The 12373-nt window shown below is 64.4% G+C and carries 12 protein-coding genes; 5 read left to right on the top strand and 7 right to left on the bottom strand.

Annotated features, from left to right (window positions below; genetic code table 11):
• The coding region (gene ftsY / locus AC1DT3_RS04150) for a signal recognition particle-docking protein FtsY (RefSeq protein WP_477463979.1) at positions 1–1032 on the top strand (1032 nt) is incomplete at its 5' end.
• Between the two features lie 78 nt (positions 1033–1110).
• Positions 1111–1707 (top strand): septation protein A, encoded by a 597-nt coding sequence (locus tag AC1DT3_RS04145; protein ID WP_477463978.1) that lies wholly within the window; start codon positions 1111–1113, stop codon positions 1705–1707.
• A gap of 9 nt (positions 1708–1716) precedes the next feature.
• Here AC1DT3_RS04145 and AC1DT3_RS04140 read toward each other — a convergent pair whose 3' ends face one another.
• Positions 1717–3057 carry an adenylate/guanylate cyclase domain-containing protein gene (locus AC1DT3_RS04140; RefSeq protein WP_477463977.1) on the bottom strand — a complete coding sequence of 447 codons (1341 nt, stop codon included), beginning with the start codon at positions 3055–3057 and terminating at the stop codon, positions 1717–1719.
• Between the two features lie 158 nt (positions 3058–3215).
• On the opposite strand from AC1DT3_RS04140, the gene AC1DT3_RS04135 reads away from it, so the two are divergent.
• Positions 3216–3710, top strand: a complete 495-nt coding sequence (locus AC1DT3_RS04135; RefSeq protein WP_477463982.1) for a YaiI/YqxD family protein — start codon at positions 3216–3218, stop codon at positions 3708–3710.
• On the opposite strand, the gene AC1DT3_RS04130 is transcribed toward AC1DT3_RS04135, so the two are convergent.
• The 4 genes from AC1DT3_RS04130 to AC1DT3_RS04115 form a co-directional block, all read right to left on the bottom strand.
• Positions 3676–4257 carry a DsbE family thiol:disulfide interchange protein gene (locus AC1DT3_RS04130; RefSeq protein ID WP_477463976.1) on the bottom strand — a complete coding sequence of 194 codons (582 nt, stop codon included), beginning with the start codon at positions 4255–4257 and terminating at the stop codon, positions 3676–3678. The genes AC1DT3_RS04135 and AC1DT3_RS04130 overlap by 35 nt on opposite strands.
• Positions 4250–4408, bottom strand: coding sequence for a heme exporter protein CcmD (gene ccmD / locus AC1DT3_RS04125; protein WP_477463975.1), 159 nt, complete (start codon positions 4406–4408; stop codon positions 4250–4252). The genes AC1DT3_RS04130 and ccmD overlap by 8 nt, the downstream gene beginning before the upstream one ends.
• A complete protein-coding gene (locus AC1DT3_RS04120) occupies positions 4409–5149 on the bottom strand; it encodes a heme ABC transporter permease (RefSeq protein ID WP_477463981.1) in 741 nt (246 codons plus the stop codon). It abuts the gene before it with no gap.
• Between the two features lie 140 nt (positions 5150–5289).
• Complete coding sequence (locus tag AC1DT3_RS04115; RefSeq protein ID WP_477463974.1) at positions 5290–7233, bottom strand: hypothetical protein; 1944 nt, start codon at positions 7231–7233, stop codon at positions 5290–5292.
• Positions 7234–7386: 153 nt separating this feature from the next.
• Here AC1DT3_RS04115 and AC1DT3_RS04110 point away from each other — a divergent pair, with 153 nt between their 5' ends.
• The gene (locus AC1DT3_RS04110; protein WP_477463973.1) at positions 7387–8388 is read left to right on the top strand and encodes a M23 family metallopeptidase; all 1002 of its coding nucleotides are present in this window, start codon (positions 7387–7389) and stop codon (positions 8386–8388) included.
• 21 nt (positions 8389–8409) lie between these two features.
• Here AC1DT3_RS04110 and ccmB read toward each other — a convergent pair whose 3' ends face one another.
• Positions 8410–9078: a heme exporter protein CcmB gene (gene ccmB / locus AC1DT3_RS04105; RefSeq protein WP_477463980.1), complete on the bottom strand. Its 669-nt coding sequence runs from the start codon at positions 9076–9078 to the stop codon at positions 8410–8412.
• Positions 9075–9698: a heme ABC exporter ATP-binding protein CcmA gene (ccmA, locus tag AC1DT3_RS04100; RefSeq protein ID WP_477463972.1), complete on the bottom strand. Its 624-nt coding sequence runs from the start codon at positions 9696–9698 to the stop codon at positions 9075–9077. Before ccmA ends, ccmB begins: the two co-directional genes overlap by 4 nt.
• A gap of 217 nt (positions 9699–9915) precedes the next feature.
• Here ccmA and acnA point away from each other — a divergent pair.
• Positions 9916–12373: aconitate hydratase AcnA (acnA, locus tag AC1DT3_RS04095; RefSeq protein ID WP_477463971.1), on the top strand; the 2458-nt coding region annotated here is incomplete at its 3' end.

The following is a 12373-nucleotide window of genomic DNA, read 5'->3' as shown; positions in this document are numbered from 1 at the left end:
GTCGAGGATCTGCCACCGGAATTGTTGGGCGCCGATTTGCAGCCGATCGATCCCAACGACGAGGGCCATCCGGCCCTACGAGACATCACCCCGCCGGCGCCCGCACCGGAAAAGCAGAATTGGTGGCAGCGCCTGCGGGACGGCATGCGCCGCACCTCGTCGTCTCTCTCCGACAGCGTCACGAACCTGTTCACCAAGCGCAAGCTCGATGCTCAGACCCTGGAGGATCTCGAGGATGCGCTGGTCCAGGCCGATCTCGGCGTCGAGACGGCCACGCGCATCACCCAAGCGATCGCCAAAGGGCGCTTCGACAAGGAAATCGCCCCCGACGAAGTGAAGGCGATTCTTGCCGGCGAAGTGGAGAAGGCGCTTCTTCCGGTGGCAAAGCCGCTCGTGATCGACCGCGGACACAAGCCGTACGTGATTCTCATGGTCGGCGTGAACGGCTCCGGAAAAACCACGACCATCGGCAAGCTGTCCCAGAAATTCCGCGATCAGGGTCTCTCGGTGATGCTCGCCGCCGGGGACACCTTCCGGGCCGCCGCCATCGAGCAGCTCAAGGTCTGGGGCGAGCGTGTCGGCGTGCCGGTCCTCGCCCGCGAACAAGGCTCGGACGCCGCCGGCCTTGCTTATGACGCCTTGCAGGAAGCCAAGGCGAAAGGCACCGACGTGCTGCTCATCGACACGGCCGGGCGGCTTCAGAACAAGGCCGGGCTCATGGCCGAGCTCGAGAAGATCATCCGCGTCATCAAGAAGTTCGAGCCCAGCGCACCCCACGCGACCCTGCTCGTGCTCGACGCCACCGTCGGCCAGAACGCGCTCAGTCAGGTCGAGCTGTTTCAGAAGGCCGCAGGCATCAGCGGTCTCGTCATGACCAAGCTCGACGGCACGGCGCGCGGCGGAATCCTGGTGGCGCTGGCGGCGAAATTCGGGCTGCCGGTCCATTTCATCGGCGTCGGCGAAGGCGTGGCCGATCTCGAGCCTTTCGCCGCCGGGGATTTCGCTCGCGCCATCGCCGGGCTAGAAGAATGATCCGCCTTCGCAAAATGACTTGAAGAATTTGCGACAGGAGCCGGTTCTCCGGTGAAATCGCACCGCCCGATGAGTGACATGACCGAACCCAAACGCCTCAACCCGCTTCTCAAGCTCGTTCTCGAGCTCGGCCCGCTGGTGCTGTTCTTTCTCGCCAATGCCTACGCGGACCGTTTCGGCTTTGCGCAGGATCGGCGGATCTATGCGGCGACGGGGCTGTTCATCGCGGCGACCTTGATCGCGCTCGCGATCAACTACGCGCTGGTGCGCAAATTACCGATCATGCCGATGATTTCCGGCGTCGTCGTCGTGGTGTTCGGCGGCCTGACGCTCGCCTTGCAGAACGACGTCTTCATCAAGCTCAAGCCCACCATCGTCAATGCCATGTTCGGCTTCATCTTGTTGGGCGGCTTGTACTTTCGCAAACCGCTGCTCGCCATCGTTCTCGACAGCGTGTTCGAGCTCACCGACGAGGGCTGGCGTAAGCTGACCCTGCGCTGGGCGTTGTTCTTCCTCGTTCTCGCCGCCCTCAACGAGGTGGTGTGGCGCACGCAGACCACGGATTTCTGGGTCAGCTTCAAGGTCTTCGGCATCATGCCCCTGACCCTCGCTTTCGCACTCTCGCAGACACCGCTGTTGCTGCGCCATGACACGAGCAAGAAGGGCGAAGCGTAAGTATCGCTTTCAGGAGCTCGCCTCGATCGGCGCCATCAGTTTCAGAGGACGGTTGATGCCCGGAAGCGGCGGGCAGTCTATTTCGATCCACCCGTCGGTTTCTCCCGCCGCATCGAGCGTTTCCTGAGAGACGAGAAGCGGTTGGTCCGTGACCTTCGTCGCTTGCTCGATGCGCGCCGCGATATTGACCGTCTCGCCGAGAACGGTGAATTCGAGTCGATCCTTGTCGCCGACGACGCCGCAGAACACMTCGCCCGTGTGAATGCCGATGCCGATGCGCACCGGCGGATCGAAATTGCGCTTCTCGTTCCAGCGTCGGATCAACTCGCGCAAGAGATGCCCGCAGGCGATCGCGCGTTCCGGATCGCTCGGTTTGCCGGATGGTACGCCGAACAGGATCAGCGCGCCGTCGCCGGTGAACTTGTCGATGACGCCGCCGGTTTGCGCCGTGGCGCGCATGACCCGACGGCGAAAGGCCGACATGAAGATGGCGAGCCTGTTCGGATCCATGGTTTCTGCGAAGGTGGACGAGGCACGAATGTCGACGAAGAGCAGCGTCGCCGTGATGCGCCGGCCGGATCGCAATTCCGCGAATTCCTGATCGGTGAGGATCGGCGCGAGTTCGCTCGGCAAGTAACGTGTGAGACTGAGCCGCATCGTCGTCTCGCGCACGGCCCGTTCCAGCAGCGCGCGTCCCTGGCGCGCAACGACGAGCAGCATCAGCGCGGTGGCGAACAACATGACGAGACGAACGAGATTCGCCTGCCATGAATATTGCCCCGTCAGTTCGTCCGCACCGAAGACGGATCCGAAGGTCAGCCAGTCGCCCGAGAAAGCGATCAGCGAGAAACCGGCGAGATAGAGAAAGGCGACATACGCCTGCAGAGCCGGATGATAGTGAATCGCCGTCGCCGCCATGGCGATCGGCGCGACCCAGACCACCGGGAAAGTCGAAAAGAGCGCGCCGGGCACGCCCAATCCCCAATGGCTATAAGCCAGGTTGCCGAGAATGAGGGCGGCATCGAGCGTAGCGGTGACGGCTGGAAGCGCGGGAACCGCAATGCGTCGGGACGCAAGCCATGCGCTGAGGAGACCGAAGACCCCGAACAGCACCATCGTCACCTCGCCGATGCGGACCTGTCGCCGTACGAGCTCGTCGGTCAGTTCACGGCCTGTCGTCGTGGCCAGAACCGAGAGCAGAAGGATGCAGGCGACGACGACGCGCGCATAGCCGGCACGCCGCACCGCCGCGACATCCGCCTCACGGATCAGACGCTCGGTGGCATCGTCGAGCTTATGTTTCGGAGTGCGCTGGGCCCGCAGGGCCGAAAAACTGGGGGACGATGTCACGAAAGGGTTCCCATGTCCGGACAGTGTAGCGAGCGCGAGCGCGTTTGTGAATCGATCCGCCCCGTCGGCACCCTGCGATGTACCGAAGTCCTGCTTGACTCGAAGTCCTGCGCTTGACCCGAAGCCCGGAAGAGGCGAAGCGGGTCTCGACGAAGGGGATGATTGCCGTGACGAGCCTGCCGCCCATCGAGATCTACGTCGACGCCGACGCCTGCCCGGTCAAGGCGGAGGTGTACCGGGTCGCGGAACGCTACGGCGTCAAGACCTACGTGGTCGCCAACAGCTTCATCAACGTCCCCCGCGATCCGCTGATCGAGCGCGTGGTCGTCAGCTCCKGTTTCKACGCCGCGGACGATTGGATCGCGGAGCGGGCGCGCGCCGGCGCCATCGTTATCACGGCCGACATTCCGCTTGCCGACCGCAGCCTCAAGCAAGGCGCGGAGGTCATCGGCCCGACCGGCCGCCCCTTCACCGCGTCGTCCATCGGCATGGCGCTCGCCACCCGTTCCCTGATGGAAGACCTGCGCGCCATGGGCGAAATGGGCGGTGGCCCAAAACCCTTCTCCCCCCGCGACCGATCGGCCTTTCTCTCGGCGCTGGATCTGGCGATCGTGAAGCTCAAGCGCGCGGGATTTGGGCCAACGCCTCCTTGAAGCGCGGCATCGTTTCCGGTGTCAGGGGGCCGATCTGCTTGTAGCGGATGGTGCCGTCCGGGCCGACGATGAAGGTTTCCGGGACACCATAGACGCCCCAATCGATGGCGGCGCGCCCATTGGGATCGATGCCGATTGCAGCGAAAGGGTTGCCGAGAGCGCCGAGGAAGCGGCGGGCGTTCTCAGCGTTGTCCTTCATGTTGATCCCGACCAATCGGATCGATGGATCCTTGGCGAGATCGGCGAGAAGCGGGTGTTCCTGCCGGCAAGGCACGCACCAGGACGCCCAGACATTGACCACGCTCACTCGGCCTTTGAGATCCTCGCTCCCGAAACCGGGCACCGGCTGGCCGTTGCGCGACAACCCTTCCAGGGGGGCGAGGGAGAAGACCGGGACCGGCTTTCCGATCAACACCGACGGCACGCGCGACGGGTCGCCCCCTTCGCCCAAGCGAAACAGAAACAGCGCCGTGAGAACGGCGAAGACGCCGATCGGGACGAGGAAGAGCGGGCGAAAACGCCGGGGCGCAGGGGCGACCTCAGCCACGGCGTGATCTCCGCCCGGCGCCACGCGTCTCGAGATCCGAAAGGGCGCGCTTTTGCGCCCGGTGATCGACGACCGCCCGCAGGACCAACCCCGCGACGATCAAGGCCGTCACGCCGTAAGCCCCCGCGATAAACATCGTGTGCGTGGTCATTCAGGCCGCCTGCGCATCGAGGCGTTCCGCCTCGAGAATCGTGAGGGTGCGCACCCGCCGTCGCAATATCTCGGTGCGCATCCCGGCGAGATGCAGGGTCACGCCGACGAGCGTGAACGCCACTGTCATGACGAGAAGAGGTATCAGCATCGAGGCGTGAATCGTGGGTCCGCCGATGCGGAAAACCGACGCGGGCTGATGCAGCGTATTCCACCAATCGACCGAGAACTTCACAATCGGCACGTTGATGGCGCCGACGAGGGTGAGGATCGACACCGCGCGGGCCGCCCGGTTCGGCTCCTCGATGGCGTTCCACAGCGCGAGAATTCCCGCATACATCAGGAAGAGGACCAGGACCGACGTCAGGCGGGCGTCCCAGACCCAGTAGGTGCCCCACATGGGCTTGCCCCACAGGGAGCCGGTGACGAGACAGATCAAGGTGAAGGCCGCACCGATGGGCGCCGCAGCCTTCTGCGACACATCGGCGAGAGGATGGCGCCAGACCAGCGTTCCAAGCGCCGAAACCGCCATCAAGGTGTAGAAGAATAGGCCGAGCCACGCCGCGGGGACGTGGATATACATGATCCGCACCGTCTCGCCCTGCTGGTAATCGGCGGGGGCGACGAACCAGGCCATGTAGAGGCCGACGACGAGGGTCACGACGGCAAGGCCGGCGATCCAGGGCAGCAGCCGGCCGCTATAGGCCATGAAACGGGTGGGATTGGCGAGATCACGCAGCATGGCCACCGATGTAGCGGGACGGCGCGCGACCTGCAACGTGAGGATTGCCGCAAGGCCCTCCATGCCCTCTTCCCACGGAGTGACGAGGAAGCGTCGCGCCTTCCTCGTCTCCCTCGGCGCAGTGTGGAGCGTTTGAGGATCTAGACGATCCAGAAATCGCCGGCGTCGAGGAGCTTTTCGGACAAGCCCTTCTTGAGCACGAGGAAGGCGATCGCCTTGGCCTTGCCGTTGCCGTCCCGGTCCCAGGACACCACGCCGGTGCTCCGGTCGTAGAGGATGTGATCGTCCTTGCTGTCGATCGCGTCGCTGAAGCTGAAGAACTTCTTGCTCAGCGCCTTGCCGGCCGCCGAGCCCTTGCCCATGCCTTTGAAGACATGATGATCGAGCAGRAACTTGTCCTTGCCGTTCTCGAAGGTCTTGAGGGTGTCACGGTTCGTCTTGCCGTTCAGCTTGGCCTCGAACTGAAARCGGTCGCTGCCGGCGCTGCCGGTCAGGGCGTCGTTGCCGAGACCGCCCACGAGGGTGTCGTTGCCGSCYCCACCGACAAGGACGTCGTTGCCGCCTCCCCCCTTGACGATRTTGGCGAAGGCGTCGCCSGTCAGCACGTCGCGCGCCGCRCCGCCCGACAGGATGTCGGCGCGGGCCGTGTCGCGGCTCATCTGGCCGGCGGCGAGATCGACCTTRTAGGGCACCGCCCAGCTCTGCCCGCCTTCGCTGACCGTCACCACCGCRGCCTTGGCCCCGCCCGCCGCATAGGCGTGGCTGAAGGCAGCGCTGCCGCCCACCGGCGTCACCGTGCCGCTCGTCCCGTCGCCCCACGCCACCTCGACCTTCGCGGCCGCCCCGACGCCGAGCTTCGCCTCCACATAGCGCCCCTCCGTGATGGGCTTCCGAAGAGGGGCATAGGCGATGTCGACCCGATAGATGTCGGAGCTATCATTGGCATCGTCGGCGCTCAGGCGAGCCTCACTTGCGAAGAGCACGGCCCGTCCGTCCGGCGTGATCTGAGGGACATAACTATTGCCGGGCTGGACTTCGCCGGCGGAGAGGCGGGTGAAGGCGCCGCTCGCAAGGTCCTTCAGGTAGATGTCGATAAAATCGTTGGTATCGTCGGCCGTCAGGCGACCGCCGCTGCCGAACACCAGGGAGCGCCCATCCGGCGTCATCTGAGGGACATAACTGTTGCCGGGTTGGGCTCCGCCCGCCGAGAGGCGGGTGAACGCGCCGCTCGCAAGGTCCTTCGAATAGACGTCATCAAGATCGTCGGTATCGTCCGCGGTCAGGCGGGTTTCGCTGACGAACACCACATGACGCCCGTCCGGCGTGATCTGGGGGCTGTAGTTGTTGCCGGCCTGAGTGCCGCCGGCGGAGATGCGCGTCAGTGAGCCGCTCGTGAGATCCTTGAGATAAATGTCATTGAGATTGTCGGTATCGTCCGCAATCATACCGGCCGTGCTTCTGAACACCACGAAGCGGCCGTCGGGCGTGATCTGCGGGCTGACGCTGTTGCCGGCCGGATCGCCATCGGCGGAGACACGGGTCACCGTGCCGCTCGTGAGGTCTTTCAGATAGACGTCGAAAGAAGAGTCGGGATCGTCGGCTGTCAACCGGGCGGAGCTATAGAACACCACGAAGCGGCCGTCGGGCGTAATCTGCGGGCTGAAGTTGTAACCAGCCGGAGCGTCGCTGGCGGAAACACGGGTGTAGGCACCGCTTGCGAGGTCTTTCAGATAGATGTCGGAGCGATCATTGGTGTCGTCGGCTGTCAGACGTGCCTTGCTCTCGAACACCACGGACCGGCCGTCGGGCGTGATCTGGGGGCTGTAGCTGTCGCCGGCCTGGGCGCCACCCGTGGAGAGCCGGGTGAAAGCACCGGTCCCGAGGTCCTTCAGGTAGACGTCGTAGAGGTTATCGGTATCGTCGGCCGTCAAGCGGGCTTTGCTGTCGAACACCACAAGACGCCCGTCGGGTGTGCTCTCGGGATCGTAGCTATCGCCGCTCTGAGCCCCGTCGGCGGAGATCCGGGTCGTGATGTCACCGGGACCGAGGCGACGGAAGGATTGCAAAGTCAGGGTCAGGGGCATCGCGATCTCGTTTGTTATGATATGTCATATCGTATCATAATTGCCATCCCATCGCCGACAAGATGCCGCGCGACGGTCGAGCGGAGAATCTCCTTAACGAGGCGACAGCACGTCACTAGACTTGCGATCGTGCGTCCATATGACGGAGCCGCCATGCGCCTGCTGTTCTCGAGCTTTCTTCACTCCGCCCTCTCCTTGGCACTGGGCGTCGCTGCCTCCGCCCAGGACATTACTTTGACTCTGCCCATTGCCTGCGAGATCGGCCGGACATGCCTCGTCCAGCATTACGTCGACACCGATCCGAGCGCGACGGCGAAGGATTATCGGTGCGGCACGCTCACCTATGACGGTCACGACGGCACCGACATCCGAGTGCCGACGATGGCGGCGCAAAAAGCGGGCGTCGACGTGCTGGCTGCCGCGGCCGGGACTGTGTTGCGCATCCGCGAGACGGCGCCCGACGTGTCGGTCGCCGTGCTCGGCAAGGACAAGGTGAAGGATTCCGAGTGCGGCAACGGGGCGGTGGTCGATCACGGCGGCGGCTGGCAGACGCAATATTGCCACTTGAGCCAGGCCAGCATCGCCGTGAAGCCGGGTGATGTCGTCAAGGCGGGCGACCGGATCGGTCGCGTGGGCCTGTCCGGGCTGACCGAATTTCCCCATGTCCATTTCACCCTGCGCAAGGACGGCAAGGCCGTCGATCCCTTCGCCTTCGGTGCGCCGCCGGGCACGTGCGGCACCAATGGAAAGGCGCTCTGGGACGAGGCGACCGGCAAGGCGCTCGCCTACGCAGCCGGCGGCGTGCTCAACAAAGGTTTCGCGCCCGCTCCGGTGACCATGGAGGCGATCGAATCGGGCGCCGCCGAGACCGATGTGCCGACGACGAAGGCGCCGGCCCTCGTCGCCTATATCCGCGCGATCGGACTTCGCCGCGGCGACGTCCAAACGCTGATCCTCATCGATCCCGACGGAAAGGCCTTGGCGCAGAACCGCGCGCAGCCGCTCGACCGGGACAAGGCGCAATGGATGATGTTCTCCGGCGTCAAGCAGCCCGCGGGCGGTTTCGCGCCCGGCCTCTACCGAGCGCTCTACCGGGTCGAGCGCGATGGCAAACCCGCCATCGAACAAGCCTTCGGGATCAGCCTGATTCCGTGACCGACGATCAAACCGCGGGGGTCACTCACTCACCCGCAGGGCCGCCGCCGCGCCCAGCGTTCCGACGACAGCGGCGATCAGCGACAGCGCGATCAGAATGACGAAGGGCGTCGCGAACGGCACCGTTCCCCCCAAGGCCGCGTTGGCGGCCGAGACGCCGAAGATCAGCACCGGAATCATGAAGGGCAGGACCAGCAGCGACAGAATGAGACCGCCCCGGCGCAAGGACGCGGTCAGCGCCGCGCCGACGGCGCCGATGAAGGTCAGAGCCGGCGTGCCGACGAGAAGGGTCGCGGTCACCGATGCCATCGCCTCGGGCGTGAGAGCGACCAGCAATCCAAAGAACGGCGCGGCGATGGCGAGCGGCAGGCCGGTGGTGAGCCAATGCGCCAGTACTTTGGCGAGCACCACGCCTTCGAGCGGCAGGGGCGCCGAGCGCAGGAGATCGAGGGAGCCGTCCTCCTCGTCGGCCTGAAACAGGCGGTCGAGGCCGAGCAACCCCGCGAGAAGCGCCGCGATCCAGAGGATGGCCGGGCCGATTCGCGCGAGAAGGTTGAGATCAGGGCCGAGAGCGAACGGGATCAGGGTGACGATAATCAGAAAGAAGATGAGCCCCATGACCCCCGATCCACCGATACGGGCCGACAATCTGAGATCGCGCCAAAGAAGAGCCTGGAAGGCGCGCATCAGAAGGCCTCCGTCGGCCGCGCCGAGGCACGTTCGATTCGCACCGTCGCGGCCCCCGGGAGATCGAGGGGTGCGTGCGTGGTGGCCACCACCATTCCGCCGGCACTGCGGTGATCCTCGATGAGGTGCAACAGGATCGTCTGCGAAGCCGCATCGAGAGCGGCGGTCGGTTCATCCAGGAGCCAGAGCGGACGGTGGGCGACAAGGAGCCGGGCGAGCGCCACCCGGCGACGCTGCCCGGCGGAAAGGTAGGCCACCGGCATGCGCAGAGCATGGGCGAGCCCAACTGCCTCCAGCGCCGAATCGACGGCGAGGCGTGGAGCCCCTAGAAAATCGCGCGCGAAAGCAAGATTCTCGCCTGCCGTCAGCGCGCTCTTGAGGGCATCCCGATGCCCGACCAGATGCAGACTCTCGGGCAGCGTCCGATCGCCCGCGCCGGTGATTCGCACCGTGCCGGAAGCGGGCTCCAGCCGGCCCGCCAGCATGGCGATCAGCGAGGATTTTCCAGCGCCGTTGCGCCCGGTGACGATCAACGCGTCCCTGGAGTTCAGAACGAACGACAGACCGTCGAACACCCGTCTCCCGCCGCGATCGCAAGCCAGATCCTTTGCTTCCAAGCGCAATCGCGTCCCCTGCCCTCAATTTACCCCAGAACGGTTCTAATCCGTGTAGCGGGACCGTTCGAAATGATCTATATCACCCTCGGCTGCGCCGCGCGCCAAGGCGTCCAATCCGTCTCGCGCGCTTATCCCCTGTCCGGGCGCCCCCGGAGCGGCGCGCGCATATCGCGCTTTCGGCCGAACACAACGTTCGTAACCCAAATGCACGCGAGGATTCGCCGTGACGCTTCCTAACAGTTTCAATGCCCGCCAAACCCTCAAGGTGGGCGACAAGTCGTATATCTATTACTCCCTGGTCGAGGCCGAGAAGAACGGCCTTACGGGGGCGTCGAAGCTCCCCTTCTCCATGAAGGTGCTGCTCGAGAACCTGCTCCGCTACGAAGACGGCCGCACCGTCACGAAGACCGACATCGAGGCCATCGCCGGTTGGCTCGTCAACAAGGGCAAGGACGAGAAGGAAATCGCCTATCGTCCCGCCCGCGTCCTGATGCAGGATTTCACCGGCGTTCCCGCCGTCGTCGACCTCGCGGCGCTTCGCGACGCCATGAAGATGCTCGGCGGCGATCCGCGCAAGATCAACCCGCTGGTGCCGGTCGATCTCGTCATCGACCACTCGGTCATCGTCGATGAGTTCGGCACCCCCAAAGCCTTCGCCAAAAACGTCGAGCTCGAATACGAGCGCAACGGCGAGCGCTACCGCTTTCTGAAATGGGGTCAATCGGCCTTCGAGAATTTCTCCGTCGTGCCGCCGGGCACCGGCATCTGCCATCAGGTCAATCTCGAGTTCCTGTCGCAGACCATCTGGACCCGCAAGGATCCCATTTCGGGCACGGAAGTCGCCTATCCCGACACGCTGGTCGGCACCGATTCGCATACAACCATGGTCAACGGCCTCGCCGTCCTCGGCTGGGGCGTCGGCGGCATCGAAGCGGAAGCGGCGATGCTCGGACAGCCGGTGTCGATGCTCATTCCGGAAGTCGTCGGCTTCAGGCTCATCGGCAAGCTGCGTGAAGGCGTGACCGCGACCGATCTCGTGCTCACCGTCACGCAGATGCTGCGCAAGAAGGGCGTCGTCGGCAAGTTCGTCGAATTCTTCGGACCCGGCTTGACCGACATGACGGTCGCGGACCGCGCCACCATCGGCAACATGGCGCCGGAATACGGCGCGACCTGCGGCTTCTTCCCGATCGACCAGCGGACGATGGAGTATCTCACCACCACGAGCCGCACGCCCGAGCGGATCGCGCTCGTCGAGGCCTACGCCAAGGCACAGGGCATGTGGCGCACGGCCGACACGCCCGACCCGGTCTTCACCGATACGCTCGAACTCGATCTCAACGACGTACAGCCCTCGCTCGCGGGCCCGAAGCGTCCGCAGGATCGCGTCACCCTCGACAATTCGAAGACCGAATTCGAGGGCGCGATGGAAAAGGAATTCCGCAAGACAGGCGACATTTCAAAGCGCGTGAAGGTGGACGATGCCAATTTCGACCTCGGCCACGGCGACGTGGTGATCGCGGCGATCACATCGTGTACCAACACATCCAATCCGAGCGTCATGATCGGCGCCGGGCTTCTCGCGCGCAATGCGGTCGCCAAAGGCCTGAAGTCGAAGCCGTGGGTGAAGACCTCCCTCGCGCCCGGATCGCAGATCGTCGAGGAATACTTCAGGAAAGCCGGCCTCCAGGGCGATCTCGACAAACTCGGCTTCAATCTCGTCGGTTTCGGCTGCACCACGTGCATCGGCAATTCCGGCCCGCTGCCGGAGAACGTGTCGAAGGCGATCAACGACAACGATCTCGTTGCGGTATCGGTGCTCTCGGGTAACCGCAATTTCGAAGGCCGCGTCAATCCGGACGTGCGCGCGAACTATCTCGCTTCGCCGCCGCTCGTCGTCGCCTATGCGCTCGCCGGGTCGATGTTCGTCGATCTGACCACCGAGCCTCTCGGCATCGGCTCGGACGGCAAGCCGGTTTATCTGAAGGACATCTGGCCGTCGTCGACCGAAGTGCAGGAGTTCATCGACCGCACGATCACCAGCGAACTCTTCAAGAGCCGCTATGCCGACGTGTTCACCGGTGACGACAACTGGAAATCGGTGACGGTGGAGCCGGGGCTCACCTTCGAATGGGACATGGGTTCGACCTACATTCAGAACCCGCCTTATTTCGAAGGCATGACGAAAGAGCCGAAGGCGATCAAGGACATCGAGAACGCACGCATTCTCGGCCTGTTCCTCGATTCGATCACCACCGATCACATCTCGCCCGCGGGCAACATCCGCGCCAATTCGCCGGCCGGTGAATATCTTCAGGCGCACCAGGTGCGCGTCGCCGATTTCAACCAGTACGGGACGCGACGCGGCAACCACGAAGTCATGATGCGCGGCACGTTCGCCAATATCCGCATCAAGAACCAGATGGTGCGCGACGAGACCGGCAACGTGGTCGAAGGCGGCTACACCATCCATCAACCCTCGGGCGAGCGGATGTGGATCTACGACGCCGCCATGCGCTACCAGAAGGAAGGCGTTCCGCTCGTGGTGCTCGCCGGCAAGGAATACGGAACCGGCTCCTCACGCGATTGGGCGGCCAAGGGCACGAACCTCCTGGGCGTGCGCGCGGTCATCGCCGAGAGCTTCGAGCGCATCCACCGCTCGAATCTCGTCGGCATGGGCG

The organism is Microvirga sp. P4_G7 (assembly GCF_056401005.1).
The sequence above is the reverse complement of the archived record's forward strand: the minus strand, read 5'-3'. Positions and strand labels throughout refer to the sequence as shown.

Coding starts and splice junctions, on each gene's coding strand:
- AC1DT3_RS04145 (WP_477463978.1), top strand. CDS start 1,111: ATGACCGAACCCAAACGCCTCAACCCGCTTCTCAAGCTCGTTCTCGAG.
- ccmD (WP_477463975.1), bottom strand. CDS start 4,408: ATGACCACGCACACGATGTTTATCGCGGGGGCTTACGGCGTGACGGCC.
- AC1DT3_RS04120 (WP_477463981.1), bottom strand. CDS start 5,149: ATGCTGCGTGATCTCGCCAATCCCACCCGTTTCATGGCCTATAGCGGC.
- AC1DT3_RS04110 (WP_477463973.1), top strand. CDS start 7,387: ATGCGCCTGCTGTTCTCGAGCTTTCTTCACTCCGCCCTCTCCTTGGCA.